This is a genomic window from Aedoeadaptatus nemausensis, assembly GCF_903819165.1.
Taxonomy (GTDB): Bacteria; Bacillota; Clostridia; order Tissierellales; family Peptoniphilaceae; genus Aedoeadaptatus; species Aedoeadaptatus nemausensis.
This window is the reverse complement of record NZ_CAIJCS010000019.1, coordinates 80,769-98,639: the sequence shown is the minus strand read 5'-3', so window position 1 is coordinate 98,639 and position 17,871 is coordinate 80,769. Positions and strand designations below refer to the sequence as shown.

11 protein-coding genes are annotated in these 17,871 nt (G+C 47.7%); all 11 read left to right on the top strand.

Annotated elements, in window-relative coordinates; all coding sequences use genetic code 11:
* Positions 1-3 precede the first annotated feature (3 nt).
* The 11 genes from PEPTYR26121_RS05050 to PEPTYR26121_RS05000 all read left to right on the top strand — a co-directional run bounded on the left by PEPTYR26121_RS05050 (position 4) and on the right by PEPTYR26121_RS05000 (position 17,847).
* Positions 4-4,947, top strand: coding sequence for a phosphoribosylformylglycinamidine synthase (locus PEPTYR26121_RS05050; protein WP_180499885.1), 4,944 nt, complete (start codon positions 4-6; stop codon positions 4,945-4,947).
* A 112-nt stretch (positions 4,948-5,059) separates the two neighbouring features.
* On the top strand, positions 5,060-5,923 hold the full coding sequence (locus PEPTYR26121_RS05045; protein WP_180499882.1) for a PPK2 family polyphosphate kinase: 864 nt from the start codon (positions 5,060-5,062) through the stop codon (positions 5,921-5,923).
* Positions 5,924-5,999: 76 nt separating this feature from the next.
* Positions 6,000-7,550 (top strand): NAD(P)/FAD-dependent oxidoreductase, encoded by a 1,551-nt coding sequence (locus PEPTYR26121_RS05040; RefSeq protein WP_180499880.1) that lies wholly within the window; start codon positions 6,000-6,002, stop codon positions 7,548-7,550.
* Positions 7,537-8,103, top strand: coding sequence for a hemerythrin domain-containing protein (locus PEPTYR26121_RS05035; protein ID WP_180499878.1), 567 nt, complete (start codon positions 7,537-7,539; stop codon positions 8,101-8,103). The genes PEPTYR26121_RS05040 and PEPTYR26121_RS05035 overlap by 14 nt, the downstream gene beginning before the upstream one ends.
* A gap of 122 nt (positions 8,104-8,225) precedes the next feature.
* Positions 8,226-8,375 (top strand): 50S ribosomal protein L33, encoded by a 150-nt coding sequence (rpmG, locus tag PEPTYR26121_RS05030; protein ID WP_068367729.1) that lies wholly within the window; start codon positions 8,226-8,228, stop codon positions 8,373-8,375.
* A gap of 11 nt (positions 8,376-8,386) precedes the next feature.
* On the top strand, positions 8,387-8,614 hold the full coding sequence (gene secE, locus PEPTYR26121_RS05025) for a preprotein translocase subunit SecE (RefSeq protein ID WP_180499876.1): 228 nt from the start codon (positions 8,387-8,389) through the stop codon (positions 8,612-8,614).
* A gap of 19 nt (positions 8,615-8,633) precedes the next feature.
* Positions 8,634-9,191 carry a transcription termination/antitermination protein NusG gene (gene nusG / locus PEPTYR26121_RS05020; RefSeq protein ID WP_180499874.1) on the top strand — a complete coding sequence of 186 codons (558 nt, stop codon included), beginning with the start codon at positions 8,634-8,636 and terminating at the stop codon, positions 9,189-9,191.
* Positions 9,192-9,250: 59 nt separating this feature from the next.
* Positions 9,251-9,676 (top strand): 50S ribosomal protein L11, encoded by a 426-nt coding sequence (gene rplK / locus PEPTYR26121_RS05015; RefSeq protein WP_180499871.1) that lies wholly within the window; start codon positions 9,251-9,253, stop codon positions 9,674-9,676.
* Positions 9,677-9,718: 42 nt separating this feature from the next.
* A complete protein-coding gene (gene rplA / locus PEPTYR26121_RS05010) occupies positions 9,719-10,417 on the top strand; it encodes a 50S ribosomal protein L1 (RefSeq protein ID WP_180499869.1) in 699 nt (232 codons plus the stop codon).
* A gap of 100 nt (positions 10,418-10,517) precedes the next feature.
* Positions 10,518-11,132, top strand: a complete 615-nt coding sequence (locus tag PEPTYR26121_RS05005) for a hypothetical protein (protein ID WP_180499868.1) — start codon at positions 10,518-10,520, stop codon at positions 11,130-11,132.
* Between the two features lie 427 nt (positions 11,133-11,559).
* Complete coding sequence (locus PEPTYR26121_RS05000) at positions 11,560-17,847, top strand: S-layer homology domain-containing protein (RefSeq protein ID WP_180499866.1); 6,288 nt, start codon at positions 11,560-11,562, stop codon at positions 17,845-17,847.
* The last annotated feature ends 24 nt before the right edge of the window (positions 17,848-17,871 follow it).

The following is a 17,871-nucleotide window of genomic DNA, read 5'->3' as shown; positions in this document are numbered from 1 at the left end:
ATTGTGAAGGTACTAATCGTTGGCGGCGGTGGGCGCGAACACGCTATCGGCGCATCCATCGCTCAAAATAAAAAAGTAGAAAAAATTTACTTCGCCCCCGGAAACGGCGGCACCGACACCATCGGCGAGAATATCGCCATCTCCGCCGAAGATATTCGCGGCCTTTTGAAATTTGCAAAAGACATGGAAATAGACTTTACCGTCGTCGGCCCCGAGGCTCCCTTGGTGGACGGCATCGTCGATGCCTTTGAAGAAGAAGGACTTTTAATCTTCGGACCCAATCAAAAGGCAGCGGAATTGGAAGGATCCAAGGCCGCTACAAAAGCATTCTGCTCTCGCCACAATATTCCCACTGCGGAATATACGGAATCGGAGGATCGGGATACGATCCGCCAAGTGGCGGTAAATATGCTGGAAGAAAAGGGCGTCTGCGTTTTAAAGGCCGACGGTTTGGCGGCGGGCAAAGGCGTCGCTATCGTCTACGACGAATCGGCGGTGGACGCTTTCTTAAACGATGTCTTTGTGGACAAGAAGTTTGAAGGAGATCGCGTGGTCGTGGAAGAATTCTTAGAAGGCTTTGAAATGAGCCTTCTGGCTTTCTGCGACGGCAAGACTATCAAGCCTCTTTCTACGGCGAAAGATCACAAATCCATTTACGAAGGGGGACGGGGCCCCAACACCGGCGGCATGGGAACTTATGCCCCCAATGTGGAAGCACTTCCTCTCCTGGATTCCATCGACGAGGCCCTGGTCAAACCTTTCTTAAAAGGTCTGCAAGAGGATGACGTAGATTACCGCGGTTTGATCTTTATGGGCATTATGATCGGCGACGACGGCCCGCAAATTTTAGAATATAATTGCCGCTTCGGCGATCCGGAAACTCAATCGGTTTTGGAACGCTTGGACGGCGATCTTTTAGATATTATGATGGCCACGGCGAAAGGCGAACTTTCCTCTGTGGAAGTTAAGGAAAACGACAAAAAAGTAGTATCCTTAACCCTCGCAAGCGGCGGCTACCCGGCTTCTTCTGAAAAGGGCGTGCCCATTGCCATCCCCGACGATTTAGGCGACGTGAAAGTATTCCACGCCGGCACGGCGAAAAAAGACGGTCAACTAGTTACGGCAGGGGGCAGAGTGCTCACCGTTACCGCCGTTGCCGATGATTTCGAAACGGCTATGGAAAAGGCATACGATGCAGCCGATAAAATCGAATTTGAAAACAAGCAAATTCGAAGAGATATCGGACCGAAACTTTCACGTGTCTATGTAGGTCGAAAAGCAGGCTTCAACAATGGCGAACTGGCTTTAAAAGACAGTCTGAAAGAAGAGCTCGGGATCGCATTAGACGATGTAAAAATTTACGCCCGCTACGATCTGGAAGGCCTTACGAAAGATGAAGTAGAGCGCCTCGCAAAAGAAGTGCTCGCCGAAGCGCCCAGCGACATGGTGTATGTAGATGAAGACGCCTTTAAGCTTCAAGGCGAAATGGACCGCGGACTCGTAGTGGAATATCAGCCGGGCCAATACGATCAAAGAAACGCCGGCGTTATGGATACGGCTACGGCCATGTTCGGCCACACCCACCTGACGAGCAAGACGGCGACGGTTTACGATTTCAGAGGCGATCTCGAGGAAAAAGATTACGAAGACATCATAGGTCACCTGGTGAATCCTGTGGACCAAAAAATCGGAAGCCTTTTCGGCGTGCCTACCACCTTGCGTGAAGAAAGCCCGCAAAATCTGGAGAATCCCGTGGTGGAAGGCTTTAAGGATTGGAGCGAAGAGGAACTTAAAGAACATTTCGAGGCCATGGGACTCGCCATGAGCATTGAAGACTTCGCTTTTATTCAAGAGCATTTTAAATCCATCGGAAGAGATATTAACGAGACGGAACTGGCAATTTTGGATACCTATTGGTCGGACCACTGCCGCCACACCACCTTTAACACGGCCCTCGACATCGACTTCGACGAAAAAGTGTCTCCCGTGATCAAAGAAGCTTTTGATCGCTATATGAAGACGCGGGAGCATTTAAATCGCAAAAAGCCCGTCAGTTTAATGGACATGGGGACCCTCGTCGCGAAGTATCTTAAAAAAGAAGGCATTAAGACTAATATCGAGGAATCGGAAGAGATCAACGCCTGCTCCATTCACATTGAGTTGGAGGCTGAAGATTTAAAAACCGGCGAAAAGGAAGCCATTCCCTATCTCTTAATGTTTAAAAACGAAACCCACAATCACCCTACGGAAGTGGAACCCTACGGCGGCGCGTCCACCTGCCTGGGCGGTTGTATTCGCGACCCCCTTTCCGGAAGAGCCTATGTTTACCAAGCTCTCCGCTTAACGGGAAGCGGCGATCCCACTATGCCCGTGGAGGACACATGGGAAAGCAAATTACCTCAAAAGAAAATTACCACCGAAGCGGCCGACGGCTACGCATCTTACGGTAATCAAATCGGTATTCCTGCAGGTCTCGTAGAAGAACTCTACCACCCGGGCTATATGGCGAAGCGCATGGAAATCGGCGCCGTCGTCGGGGCCGTGGCTACGGAAAATGTATGGCGGGGCACGCCGGAGCCGGGAGATATTATCCTCCTAATGGGCGGCAGAACCGGCCGTGACGGCGTCGGCGGCGCCACGGGAAGCAGTAAGGAACATACGGCGGCTTCCCTTACCACCGCATCGGCCGAGGTTCAAAAGGGGAACGCTCCTCAAGAGCGTAAACTCCTTCGCCTCTTCAGAAAACCCGACATCGCATCGAAGATCAAACGCTGCAACGATTTCGGCGCCGGCGGCGTATCCGTCGCCATCGGCGAGCTGGCAGACGGCGTGAAGATCCATTTGGATAAAGTGCCTTTGAAATACGACGGTCTTTCCCCGAAAGAAATCGCCATCTCCGAATCTCAAGAGCGTATGGCCGTCGTGATTCAGAAAAAAGATCTGGATCTCTTCAGAGCCATGAGCGACGAGGAAAATCTTGAAATGACCGTCGTGGCGGAAGTGACAGAAGAGCCGGCTATGCGCATGTATTACGGCGACCGACTCATCGTCGATTTAGATCGCGCCTTTATCGAAACGGCGGGCGTGGATCGCAGTCAAAATGTAGAAGTGGAAGGGGACGCCATGTCTCACTATCTCCACAGATACAATGACTACACGACGAAAGATATTTTAAAACGCATGGCGGATCTCGATGTGGTGAGCCAAAAGAATCTTATCGAGAAATTCGACAACAGTGTCGGCCGGGGCACGGTACTCATGCCCTTAGGCGGTAAGTATCAATTGACGCCTACCCAAGCCATGGCGGGGTTGATTCCCGTCGAAAACAAGCGAAGCGACACGGCGAGCGTCATGAGTTTCGGAGCAAACCCCGAGTTCCTCTCGGAAAACCAATACCTGGGCGCATACTATGCGGTAGTGGAATCGGTAGCGAAACTTGTGGCCACCGGCGCCGATATTCGGGACATGTACTTCACCTTCCAAGAGTATTTTGAAAAACTCGGCGAAGATCCCAAGCGTTGGCAAAAACCCTTAAAGGCCCTTCTCGGCGCATTCGACGCCTCCATGGATTTTGAAGTGCCTCCCATCGGCGGTAAAGACTCCATGAGCGGCACCTTCAGAGATAAAGATGTACCGCCGACCCTCGTTTCCTTCGCCATTGCCCCCATGAAATCGAAGGATGTTGTAAGCAATGTATTCCAAAAGGCGGGGAACAAGCTGGGCATTTTAAAGGCGACCCGTTTAGACAACGGCAAGATCGATATCGAAGCATTTAAAGCCATGGCGGACACCCTGAGAGGGGAAATGGAAAAGGGCAATGTCCTTTCCGCCGCCGCCGTCACCCGTTACGGCACGCTCCCCGGCATGATTATCTCCGCCCTCGGAAATGATTTAGGCTTCGATGTTCAATTAGACGATTTTTACAATGCTCTTTACGGCGATATTATCGTAGAATACAAAGAAGCATTCGACGGCGTGGACGAAATCGGCGAGCTGAAAGAAAAAGACTATACGGTCAACGGTGAATCCTTAGATCAAAAGGCCATCTTTAAGGCTTATCGCCATGGCTTGGAATCGGTCTTCCCCTCTGAAAAAGAACAAAAGGGAGAAGACATTCGCAAGATTCAAAAGGGAAGCGACCGCATCGAAGAAAGAGAAGCGAAAGACGATTGCCGCGTACTCATCGCTTGCTTCCCCGGCACCAATAGCGAATACGACACATCCGATGTGTTTACAAAAGCCGGCGCCGATACGGAAGTCTTCGTCTTCCGCAATCAAACGGCGGAAGAAACCGTGCGCTCCATCGAAACCTTGGCGGCGAAAGTAAAAGAAGCGGATATCTTTGCCATTCCCGGCGGCTTCAGCTTTAGCGACGAGCCCGACGGATCGGCGAAGTTCATCGCAACGATTTTACGCACCGACGCCATGAAAGAAGCCATGGACGTCCTCGTGAAAGAAAAGAAAGGCCTCGTCCTCGGCATCTGTAACGGCTTCCAAGCCCTGATTAAATCGGGCTATCTTCCCTTTGGCGAAGGCCGCGCCCAAGAAGAGGATTCACCGACCCTTACCTTTAACGACAATTCCCGCCACGTGGCGCGCATCGTGGAAACGGAAGTGGCTACGAACGATTCGCCCTGGCTCATGTATTTGAATCCCGGCGACCGCTACATGGTACCTGTAAGCCACGGGGAAGGGCGCCTGGTCTGCTCGAAAGAACAAGCGGAAGAATTGGTGAAGAACAATCAAATTGCCTTTACCTATGTAGATAATCCCAACGGCAGCTTCTTTAATATTGAAGGCCTCGTCAGCGCCGACGGCCACATTTTAGGGAAAATGGGACACATTGAACGGGTGGAAGATGATCTTTACAAGAACATCCCCGACGTTCACGTCATGCCCGTCATCCAAGCCGGCGTCGATTATATTAAGGGAAAGAAACGTTCCTAATAAAACAATAGAGCCTACTCGAAAGAGTAGGTTCTTTTTTGCGTTCGTTATGATTAAAGATAAAAGGGGTAAACAATAAAAAACGGATGAATTTTGATGAAAGGGGATTTTTTTGAAACTAAAGGATTTTATGATAAGCGGCGAAGATGTTCACTTAGCGGATTTTGATCGTCGCCTCGTCGGATCGGAACGGGATGAAGACATAAAAGAAAGTCTCTATAAAGAGGAAGTTCCGACGCTCGTTAAATGGCACGAAAAACTTCACGCACAGGGAACCCACGGCATCGTCGTCGTGTTACAAGCCTTAGATGCTGCAGGTAAGGACGAAATCATTCGCTATATCTTTTCCAATCTATTGCCACAGGGCTTGAAGCATACATCCTTTGGAAAACCGAGCGAAGAAGAGACGAAACACGATTATCTTTGGCGCATGGCAAAGGCGATGCCCGAGAGGGGACAGATCGGCATATTGAATCGCTCCTATTATGAAGATATTCTCTCGCCAAAAATCAACGACATTTTAGATGACGAACCTATTCCGGAGGACGTCATTAAAGACGATATATGGGAAAAGCGCTATCGTCAGATCAACGATTACGAACGCTATTTAACGGAAAATGGCTTTCCCGTCGTTAAATTCTTCTTCAATATGTCGAAAGAGACCCAGAAGGAACGTTTATTGGAACGATTAACGGATCCTGAGAAAAATCACGAGTTTTCCTTCTCCGACTTAGACGATCGAGGCCACTGGGATGAGTACCAAGAAGTCTTTGAAGAGATGCTCGACAATACGTCGACCGACATTGCCCCTTGGTACGTATTGCCGGCGGACAATCCCTGGCTTGCGCGAAAGATCGCAAGTCAAGCTCTCATTAAAGTCATGGAAGAGATCCACCCAGACTATCCGAGCTTTGCAAAAGAAGAGGAAGAAGACGTGGAAAAAGCCATCGACGCCTTAAAAAACGACGAGATTTAAAATAAAGCCCAAGGCGAGTCCCTGGGCTTTATTCCGTCTCTTGATTTTTCGAACGAAGGAAGCGATAATAAAGCCTATGAATTATCGATTAAATCAACTAACTCGTCCCATCGACTCCGATCCCTCTTACTACGAGCGAGCCATCGAAAAGATGCTCGGTCTTTCGAAAGGGGAGTATCGGTGGCGACGTCATCGGGAATCCATCGATGCGCGCAAAGGGCGCACCATGCAATTTACGGCCACAATCGACATTGTTACGGAGAAAAAATTAAAAACCAATAAAAAAATTGCGGCGATTCACGAAAAGCCCTACGATCTCAGCCCCATTGAAAGCGAAGGGCGGCCCATTATCGTCGGCGCAGGGCCTGCCGGACTTTTCTGCGCGTACGTCCTCGCAAGCCGCGGCGTCAAGCCCCTTATTTTAGAGCGAGGCGATCGGGTGGAGGAGCGCATAAAGTGCGTGGAATCTTTCTGGAACGGAGGGGAACTGGATACGGAAAGCAATGTGCAATTCGGCGAAGGGGGCGCCGGCACGTTTTCCGACGGCAAATTGACCAGCCGCTCTAAAGATCCCAGGGGCCGCTTTGTGCTGGAGCTTTTTTCCCGCTTGGCGAAGGATGAGAGCATTCTTTACAAGAAAAAGCCCCACGTAGGCACCGACGCCTTGCGAAAAGTCCTTGTGATGCTCAGAAAAGAACTGGAAGCAATGGGAGCGGAATTTCATTTCCGCACGCGGTTCGACGGCTTTTCAAGAGAAGGGGAGAAATATATCGCCGAGACATCGAAAGGAAATTTTGAGGGAGATTACATCGTCCTCGCTCTCGGTCATTCGGCCAGAGATACCTTCGAGTACTTGAAAAAAGCGAACATGGCCATGGAATCGAAACCCTTTGCCGTAGGCTTTCGCATCGAAAGCGATCAGAAGACAATCGACGTAAACCAATACGGCGACATGTGCGGCTACTTGCCCGCCGCCGATTACCAGGTGAGCGCCCAAATAGAGGGAAGAGGCGTCTATAGCTTTTGTATGTGCCCCGGGGGAAAAGTGGTGGCGTCTCAATCGGAAGAGCACACCATCGTCACCAACGGCATGAGCTACAAAGCCCGCGATGGCAAAAACGCCAACGCCGCCATTCTCGTCACCATCGACGAATCGATTTACGGCGAGGGCGTCATGGCGGGTATGGAATTTCAGCGCAGGATCGAGAAGAAAGCCTACGACATGAGCGGATCCTACAAAGCACCCACTCAATCGGTGGCGAGCTACTTGGGAGAAGAGGAAGAGGAGACCGTGGCGCCCACTTATTTGCCGGGAACTTACGCTGCCGATCTCCACACAATCTACCCGAAAGCATTGGACGACACGCTCACCGAAGGACTACGTCAAATCGGCGAATACTTTCCCGCCCTCATGGAAGGGGCGATTTTAACGGCGCCTGAAACACGCTCATCGTCCCCCGTCCGTCTGACGCGAGATAGCGAAAGTTTGGAATCTCTTCAATACGGGAATATATTTCCCGCAGGAGAGGGAGCGGGATACGCCGGCGGCATCGTGTCCTCGGCCATTGACGGCATGCGCATTGCAGAGAAAATCATAGAAAAGGAGAAAGATCATGTACGGCATTAAAGTTTTAGAAGAAGAACACGACAATATTTTACGGTTTACCACGTTTATTCACGGCGCCATCGGCGAGGTTTTGGAGGGGAACCGTGACATAATAAAAGAAGTTCCCGCCATGATCGATTTTGTACGGAACTATGCGGATGCTCATCATCACGGAAAAGAAGAACTCATCCTCTTTAACTATATGTTGGAAGATCTGGGGCCCGTGGCGGAAAAGGTTGTGCGCCAAGGGATGCTCGTGGAACACGATCAGGCCCGCCATATTATTTCCTCGCTGGAAGAAAATTACGTAGCGTACGAACAGGATCCCTCTACGGCAAAACTTGTAGACGTGGTAGGGCTGCTTTACAACTACGCCTTTTTATTGGAAGCCCACGCAAGTCGTGAAAATACCGTAGTCTATCCCTTTGCAGAAAAAAACCTTTCCGCGGAACGTTTAGAAGCGGTAAACAAAGAAACCGAAGATTTCGAAGAAGAGCATAGGGAGCGGAGAGAATATTATTTACGGGAACTGGAGAGATTGGAAAAAACGCTGAAACATGGGAAAAATCATTGACAAGAACCTCGTCCTTTGGTAGAATTGCCCTATAAACCAATCCGAGGTTTCGGAAAAAGCGGCTTGTAAAAGCCCTTTTTTATTGAGTTTATTTCCATTAATGAAAGTCAAGGAGGTGCCTAATGGCAGATCGCGTACAGTTAGAGTGCACAGAGTGCAAACAACGCAACTATGTAACCTACAAAAACAAGAAGAATACGCCGGAACGTATGGAACTTAAAAAATACTGCAAGTTCTGTAAGACCCATACGGTTCACAAGGAAACCAAGTAAGGAGAGATACAATGGCGCAAAAATCCGCAGCAACGCCGAAAACGGCAGAAGATCAAAAGTCTTTAGGCCGTTATTTCCGCGGTGTGAAAAGGGAATTTAAGCGTGTTGTCTGGCCCACAAAGAAACAATTATTCCAATACAGTGTAATTGTTATTTTGGTCAGTCTCGTCACCGCCATCTTTTTATACGCCGTTGACTTTGTCTTTAGCCGAATCATGGGCTTAATTTTCGGACTGTAAGCGTATTGGAGGATTTCAATTGACAGATGATTTAAACCGTGATGAGGTAGACCTCGGTTCGGAAGAAGCACGCTGGTATGTGATCCACACCTATTCCGGCCACGAAAATAAAGTCAAAGACAATATGGAATCCATGGTGAAGAACCAGGATCTCGGCGATATGATCTTTGATGTTCAGGTACCGATGGAAGATTACGTCGAAGAAAAAGAAGGCGTAAAGAAATTAAAGGAACGTAAAATGTTCCCTTCCTACGTCCTCGTGAAGATGATTATGAACGATAAATCCTGGTACGTCGTGAGAAACACGAGAGGTGTAACGGGCTTTGTAGGCCCGGGATCGAAGCCTATTCCCCTTTCCGACGAAGAAGTTCAAAACCTCGGCGTAAGCCGCGTTGAACAGACGATGGACACCTACGCTATCGGCGATAGAGTCAAAGTCTTAACCGGACCTTTTGAAGATTTCATCGGTACGGTCGAATCGTTGGATACGGAAAAACAAAAAGTAAAAGTGTCGATTTCCATGTTCGGAAGAGACACATTGGTCGAATTGGACGAAAACCAATTAGTTGAGGCCTAAGACGTAAGCACATTAAGAGTGGGAGGGAAACCCCGCTAAACCACATTAGGAGGTGTACTATGGCCAAGAAAGTCATAGCAATCGTTAAATTACAAATCCCTGCAGGTAAAGCTACACCGGCACCCCCGGTAGGTACTGCACTCGGACCCCACGGCGTTAACATTATGGAATTTACCAAACAATTTAATGCCAAGACGCAAGACCAAGCCGGTATGATCATTCCGGTTGTCATGACCGTCTATCAAGACCGTTCCTTTACCTTTATTACCAAGACGCCGCCGGCAGCTGTTCTCATTAAAAAAGCAGCCGGAATCAACAAGGCAAGTGGCGAACCCAACAAGAAAAAAGTGGCTAAGATCACCAGTGCTCAATGCCGCGAAATCGCCGAAGTTAAAATGCCCGACTTAAACGCTGCCGATGTAGAAGCAGCCATGCGCATGGTAGCCGGTACGGCACGCAGCATGGGAGTCGAAGTAGAAGGTTAGTGGGAGAAATTCCATTTCGTTTGAACCACAAGGAGGTTAAACATGGCTAAGAGAGGTAAAAAATATCAAGAAAGTTTAAAGCTCGTCGATCGTACGAAACAATACGATCTCGGCGAAGCTATTGAGCTCGTTCAAAAAACGGCCGTCGCAAACTTCGATGAAACCATCGAGCTTGCCGTTCGTTTAGGTGTAGACCCCCGTCACGCCGACCAACAAGTCAGAGGCACCGTCGTATTGCCTCACGGTACCGGTCGTACGGAACGTATCCTCGTTTTCGCTAAGGGCGACAAACTTAAAGAAGCTCAAGAAGCGGGCGCAGATTACGCCGGTGGCGAAGAACTCGTTCAAAAGATCCAACAAGAAAACTGGTTCGATTTTGACGTGGTCGTCGCAACTCCGGATATGATGGGCGTCGTCGGCCGTATCGGTCGCGTATTAGGTCCTAAAGGCCTTATGCCGAACCCGAAAGCCGGCACGGTTACCTTCGACGTAGCGCAAGCTGTCGAAGAAATCAAAGCAGGTAAAGTTGAATACCGCGTAGACAAAGCGGCTATCATCAACGTACCTGTCGGTAAAAAATCCTTCGGTACTGAAAAACTTACCGAAAACTTAAAGGCACTTATGTCTGCCATTATTAAATCCAAGCCGGCCGCAGCGAAAGGTCGTTACTTGCGTTCGGTTACCGTGGCATCCACAATGGGTCCCGGCATCCGCATCAATGGCTCTAAATTAATGGATTAACTCGAATATAAAAGCATCTCGCTTCGGCGAGGTGTTTTTTTTATGTACCCATATATTTTTCCTCCTTTCTCGTGATAAAATACAGAAAAGGAGGGAAACTATGAAGCGATTATTTTTAATTTTGTGTCTAGTATGTTTAGTCGGCTGCAGCCCGAAAGAGACCATTCCTTTAGATTACGTCTTTTTATCCGGGCAAGCCATGGCAAAAGAAGATTATATCCAAAAAGGCGACGATCTTTTCATCGCCGATAGCGCCATCGCCTCCGCCCACGGTTGGCTCATCTACGATAAAAGCGACAGCCTTTCCTTTAAAACCACGGACGAGCGCATTCTGCAATTTTCTCTCGAAAGGGGAAACCATATAAGAAAAGACGGTCGCGTGTTTTTTAAAGCCGACGACCTTGCTATCGCCACAGATGCTCCATATTACGAGGACAAAGACCGCAACTTCGTCGTCATTTCCACCTTCGACAATCCGGGCCTGGCCTACAGCGATATTACGAAAAAAGAGAGGATCGAAGAAGTACCCTTGCGCTGGAATTGGCCGGAAGACGGCATAAAAAATGTGGAAATTAAAAAAGCCGACGGGCGCGTCGATTTTATCTTTACGCCTACAGGCGAAACCCTGGCGAGCATTATAAAAAATCCCGAGGACTTTCCCCAAAAAGACGACACCATTTTAGACATGGATGAAATAAACTTTTTAGTGGCATGAGTCGCCGTACCCGATACGCGGGCGACGGGGGAATCGCCGAGCGATCGCTCCAAAGCCATTGAAGGGATTTGGTCGGTGCTGACGTCGACGACATTTGATAAAAAAGCGAAATAAAAATGCGCCCCCGACAAACGTCATTTCATATGTAAAACATAACTGAAAGCATCTCATGACGACGAGGTGCTTTTTTAGTATTCAGATTTTCGTAGAAAAAAACTGAAAAAAATAACCCTCTGTTTACTTTTAGAAGAATGACGTAATTTCAAGGATTGTATGTAATGAGAAGGTTTATCAATGGCGATTTGTTAACCTGGGTTAACAAAAAATATAAGTCTTAAAATATTGATAAGTGCAATCTCTTGGTATAGCATGCTGATAAAGGATATCAATTAGGTAACTTTAATTTCATATACAAGGAGGATAATGAATGAAACGACATTTAGCGCTCTTGTTAGCTTTTTGTATGTTGCTGACAAGTTTTCCTGTAAGGAGTGTGGAGGCCGGCGGCGCAAAAGAAGTGCCACAAGGCGTTGTATTCAACACTTCCGAAGGGGATCTAAAAATTGGATTTAGCGATGGCAAGCTTAGCGAAGCGCAAAGCGCCTGGTTACATAGCGTCACATCCATAAAAATAAATAAGCAATCCTACTACAAAGAAGGCACGCCGACCGGCGAAGCGAACTATAAATTCGATTTTTATGAAGACGAAGGAAAGATCGCCATCGACAATCACGTCCTCGTCCTGCCGGAAAATACCATCGAGATTGCGGCGCAAGGTTATAAACTTTATCAAGGCGCGATCAAAAACGAAAACATAAAGAAAATGGCAGACGGGCTAACGATCACATCCATCGAAACGGGCAAGTCCAGCACGGATCCCGTAGGAACCTATGTCGGTGTTCGATTAAGATATGCTCATGATTCTGCCAACGGCGGCGCATTAACTTACTTATTAAAAAACAATGTGGAAAGGGTCGTCATCGACGGCAAGACTTTAAACCATATGGGAAGCGATCTTTATCCAAATCTCCTGTGGCAAGACGGCATTTTCCGCACATGGGACAAAATGAAAGACGCGAAGGCTATTGTAGACAACTTCGCCAATAAAACCGCCCACGAATTTAAAATCATCATGAAGGACGGCTCGGAAGTCGTGAAGACGGAAGAGGGTTATGTGGACGAGAACAATGAGCCTGCACCCAATGAAAAACTCAGCCAAGTGAACACCGGGGGCATGGCAGAAGGTTTGGAAATTGACAGTGTGGGGACACCTGAAAAATTAGGCAATGCCTTGGTACTTTCCAGCGATACACCACAAGAAAAGTGGCACGCCAAATATTTCCAAAATATTCGCTACATTCTCGTAGACGACAACCAAGGCAATGATTTAAGACCGGGCTTTACCAACTTCTTTATCGATGCAAAGAAAGTCACGAGAGATCTTACGCTGTTTAACGGGAAGCTTGAATTTGCCATGACGGGCTTAAAGCTTTTAGACAACAAGGCGCACAAAATCGAAATCGGTTTTAAAGACGGCAACACCATTACCTACACCCAAGCGGGCTATGTAGCGCCGAAAGACATTAAATTCGATGTAAAGAAATACATCGCCGAGCAAGATAAAAAACAAGAACCGGAAACAGGCAATGAAAACACATTGGCTAAGCGTTTCCAAATCGAACGCATCGGCTTCACTAAAAACTGGAAAGGCGAATACGACTACAGCGCGCCTAAAATTTTCTTCAAGAATCTTCCGCCTGAAACAGATATGGCGGAACGCAATGCATTGGAAAATGCCATGAAAGAAGCCAGCTTCCAAATCAATGGCGGCGAAAGAATTACAAATGTTCAAGGTTGGATCACACGCGGCTTAACGCCATGTTTTGAAGCTTATTCTACCAGTGAATATGGCGGACCGGCTTTAGGAGAGGCGTTAAAACAAGCAGGGGAAGATCCCCATATCGTGGTTACCTTCTCCGACGGCTCCATCTGGGACAACAAGCCCGATGCAAGCGGCCACCAACCCCCGGCCCCTGAAACCGGAAAGAAAGACGAGTACCCCATTCAAAACATTATCTTTAAAATTAAGGGATCCTCGCCTCAATTAGAATTGGATTTTGGTTCGGCTCAAAAGGCAAAAGAAGTTGATGGAGAAATTAAGACCATTAAAATCAACGGAAAAGCATACGACAAATCGACATTTGGTTTTAGTATGGTCACCGATCACTACATTTCCAACGACGTAGAAATCGCCAAAACCCTTTACGGCAAGAGTGAAATCAAAGTGGAGATTACCTACAATGACGACACCACGGCGACAAAAACCGTAACCATTACGCCGGTGGAAGATCCCAATGCGCCGAAGCCGCAACCGGAAACGCCCAAGCTCGTCACCAAAGTGGATGCTGCGACAGGTGTTAAAGCGGAATACATGTCCGATGTCTTTAAAGAGGGAACGGAACTTAAAGTAGAAAAAGTCGAAAAATCCACATTCTTTGAACGCTATCAAAATGCTGCCAAGGAAATTGAAAAAGCAGGGAACTTCACCGCTTACAACGTTTCTTTCGTAAAGAACGGAGAAAAACAAGGCACGTTTAAGAATGTGAAGCTTTTCTTCCCCGTGGGCGACCACAATAAAACAAGCGTCGTTTTGTACCAAGCCTATGCTTATGAAGACGACGACGATCAAATGCAAACGGGAACCTACAAGGTGGAACCAAAAGTGGAAGGCGACTTTATTACCTACTCCACCAACACCTTTACCACCTATGCCATAACGAGCGACAAGATGATCACCAAAACCGACGACGCTACGAAGGTATCGGTTGAATACCCCAAGGACGCCTTCAATGACGGAACGGAACTTAAAGTCGTCAATGTGGCAGGGAATCAATTTGTAAAAAACAATGCGGCAGTAAAGTCTGTTGCCGAAAAAGCAAAAAATGTCACGGCTTTTGACATCAGCTTCCTGCTCAACAATGTGAAACAACAACCGAATCGCAAGGTGGCAGTAAGCCTTCCCCTTGGAAACCACGAAAAAGAAAGCGTAAAGGTTTACCATTACGACAAAGAGGGTGCCGCGGCGCCCAAACTTGTAAAAGACGTGAAGATCCAAGGCGATAAGATCGTCTTTGAAGCGGATAAATTCAGCTATTACTTCGTCACTTCCGGCGTAAAAGAAGAACCGGAGGATACGCGAAAACTGAATGAACGCTTCGCCATTGAAGCGGTGAAATACGAAACCTCAAGCTACGGCTCGAAGTTGCTAAAGATTTACTTTAAAAACTATCCGAATCAAGGTGAAGGAGAAGCACAAAAGGCTTTAGCCAAGGCCATAAAGGAAGCCACGTTTATCGTTAACGGTGGCGAGCCCGTTAAGAATGTGGAAGGCTTCTGCTCCTACGGCAGCGCCAATGCCTTTGATGTCATTAGCGATAATTTAAAAGAAGCCATGGAAAAAGCGGGCGAAAATCCCCACATTAAAGTGGTCTTCTCCGACGGAAGTGAATGGGAAAACAGAAAAGCCGGCGAAGCACCTGCCAAGACCGACAACTTCGATTTAACGGACAAACTTCCCAATGGCGAATACACCATTCAATTTATTGCATCGAGAGAGGGCGAAACCACAGACCTTCCCATGGTAAGCGGCATTATCGGAAATCGTGCCAAGCTTGTCGTAGAGAACGGAAAAATGATGTTGTCCTTGCGAGTAGGCAAAATGACGGATCAAGTACTGGACTTAGGTATGAAGATCGACGGTCATTTTAAATCCGGCGTCAAGACGACCGATGGTTTAAAACAAGATCAAGCCATCTATACTTGCGAAGTTAAGGATCTGAATCAAATTCAAAAGCTCGCTGTTCTAGTAAAAGCCATGGAAGGAAGTGCCGACAAAATCGGTCAGTTCGATAAATATACGAAGGCCGATCTCCACTTTAAAGCCCCCATTAAAAAAGGCTTTACAGGCTACGACGATCCCACGGATCCGGAAGCAGAGAAGAAGAGAAACGCCGAGAATCTTACCTTGAAACTTTTAGATGCAGGCGTGAGAGACTTAGATAATGACGGCAAGCTTTCCCCTGACGAATTGTATAAGGCCACCGGCCACTTGGATCTTTCCGGAGAAAAAATTGCCAAGACACCGGACATTTCCATGCTGAAGGATCTGGGCCCCGGCGTCACGGGTATCGAGCTTTCAAGCAACGACATTACCGAAATTCCCGCCGGGCTTTTCGACAAGATGACGAGCATTACCCATATTAATATTTACGGTAACAAGCTTGAAACTTTGCCTAAGGGCATTTTCGACAAAAACGAAAACCTCTCCACTTTATGGATGTCAGGGAACAAGTTAAAAGACTTAGACAAAGATCTGCTGGCGAAAAATAAAAAGATCAAAGAGATCGACTTGTCCAACAACGGTATTGAAACACTACCGGCAGGCTTCTTGAAAGATGCAAGTCGCTTGGAAAAATTCCATGCATCCGACAACAAGCTAACCTGCCTGGACGGCGTTTTGGCAGACAAGTATCGACGCCTGAAAGTCATTAATATCAATAACAACCAACTGATCTCCCTGCCGGAAGCCTTCGGGAACTATAAATCTCTGGAAGAAGTTCGAGCCAATAACAACAAGCTGAAGGCACTTCCCAAGGCCATGGATCAATTAAGCCGACTGGTCATTCTCGATTTGGAAAACAACAGAATTGAATCCCTGCCGGACAGTTTGTGGCTTCGCATGGCGGACAACGCCAACCAATACGCCACGAAATATCCGAATTTCATCGTAAAGGGCAATCTCTTAAAAGCCATTCCCTTTGATAAAATCGCAGAAAAAGCAAACGGTCAACGGGTACGGTTCAACAAGTTCGATGTATCCTGCAACTATTTGAAGCCTACGTTAACGGACAGCGAATTGGCCACCATTAAAAAAGCGGGCGTCACCATTAAAGACACCCACGACAACTATTACCAACCTCAACGCAGCGCCATTAACGCACAAGTGAACTATGCAGAGGGCAACGTAAAGGTAAGCCAAGATTTGGATCTCCTTCAAATGTTCTACTGGAATATTGGAGATATTAATGATTGGAAATTCTTTAAGAATCCCGACGAATACAAAGCCTTTGTAAAAAAGACCATTTACAAGAAATACGGTATTCGCACCGCTAATGATCAATTAGGCATTGCACAAGTCTTGGATAAAGACGGCTGGGATTGGAAGATTCAAAATATCATCGAAAAGATCGACGGCGACAAGGCCACCGTCGTCTATAACGGTTATGTAAAGAACAAGGGCCACAACGATGTGGAATCGGAAATCGATCCGGTAGACAGTTTAAACCCGACCATTGAAGCTGCCTTAGATTCCGGCGTAAATTATAAATTGACCCGTCGTCTGATGTTGTCGAAGAATAATTTTGAAACGGAATTCAGCTACTCGGTAGACTTCAAGACCCCTGCAAATACGCCAAGTCAAGAAGACACGAAGATTAAAGAAGCGAAAGACGCTTTAAGGGCAGCCATCGCGTCGGCAGAAGCCAAGCTGAAAGACGGCAAAGAACATACTGCTGACAGTAAGAAAGCGGTAGAAGAAAAACTGGCAGCTGCTACGGAATCCTTAAATGGCAACGATGCCGAAGCAATGAACGCGGCGAAAGCTGCCTTGGAAAAGGCTGTGAAAGCCCTGGAAGAAAAACCGGCAGTTAGCCAAGAAGATGCCAAGCTTAAAGGAGCGAAAGATGCTTTAAGGGCAGCGATTCGTGAGGCAAAGAATAAATTAAACGATGGCAAGAAGTATACGGCCGAAACAAAAGGGGCTGTAGAAAAAGCCATTGCTGAGGCCGAAAAGGTTTTGGCGGGGAAAGATAAATCGGCCATGGACAAAGCGAAAGCTGATTTAGAAAAAGCGGCGGCAAGCTTAAAGGTAGAAACACAAAAACCTGTGCCTCAACCGCAACCGAAGCCTCAACCGCAACCGAAGCCGACGCCACAACCCCAACCGGCTCCGAAACCTTCCGACGACAAAAAAGAAACGCCGAGGGGTTCTTCTTCCGGATGGACGAGTCATAGACCGGGCAGCAACACGCAATCGACCCCGGCGAAACCCCAAGAAAGTAAACCGGCTGAAAAACCGAAGACTACGGAAACAAAAACGAACTTTACAGTGAATGTACCGAAAGAAGCTTTCGTAAAAGGCTATCCCGACGGAACCTTTAAGCCGAATCAACAGGTGGTGCGCTCTGAAATTGCCACTATGCTCGCTCGTTTCGTTACGGTGAACAAAGATGTGGCAAAACAAATGAAGGATATTCGCACGACCGATTGGTATTTCGACAGTTTTAAAACCTTAGTGGATGCAGGCATTATTTCGGGCTACGGCGATAACAATTACCGTCCCCACGATGGCGTTACCAGAGCGCAAGCAGTTACGATGATCGTGAAACTAAAAGGACTTCAACCGAAATCCGGCGGATTTAAAGATGTTTCCGGAAACGCATGGTATGCAGGTTATGCCGGCGCCGCTCGAGAAGCGGGCATCGTCGTCGGTTACAACGACGGATCCTTTGGCGGCGATCGCGTGGTAACGCGCGCGGAAATTATCGCCATGATCAATCGCGCGTTTAAGATTCCCAAGAAAGAATCTCGCAAAGCGTTCAGCGACTTGCCGGAAAACCACTGGGCTTACGAAGACATTCAAAAAGCCGCGAACTAGATGCGGAAAAGTAAGAAAGAGAGG

Bases quoted from the DNA above. Each gene is read 5' to 3' on its own strand.
- PEPTYR26121_RS05040 (WP_180499880.1), top strand. From the start codon at position 6,000: ATGAATTATCGATTAAATCAACTAACTCGTCCCATCGACTCCGATCCC.
- PEPTYR26121_RS05035 (WP_180499878.1), top strand. From the start codon at position 7,537: ATGTACGGCATTAAAGTTTTAGAAGAAGAACACGACAATATTTTACGG.
- rpmG (WP_068367729.1), top strand. From the start codon at position 8,226: ATGGCAGATCGCGTACAGTTAGAGTGCACAGAGTGCAAACAACGCAAC.
- secE (WP_180499876.1), top strand. From the start codon at position 8,387: ATGGCGCAAAAATCCGCAGCAACGCCGAAAACGGCAGAAGATCAAAAG.
- rplK (WP_180499871.1), top strand. From the start codon at position 9,251: ATGGCCAAGAAAGTCATAGCAATCGTTAAATTACAAATCCCTGCAGGT.
- rplA (WP_180499869.1), top strand. From the start codon at position 9,719: ATGGCTAAGAGAGGTAAAAAATATCAAGAAAGTTTAAAGCTCGTCGAT.
- PEPTYR26121_RS05005 (WP_180499868.1), top strand. From the start codon at position 10,518: ATGAAGCGATTATTTTTAATTTTGTGTCTAGTATGTTTAGTCGGCTGC.
- PEPTYR26121_RS05000 (WP_180499866.1), top strand. From the start codon at position 11,560: ATGAAACGACATTTAGCGCTCTTGTTAGCTTTTTGTATGTTGCTGACA.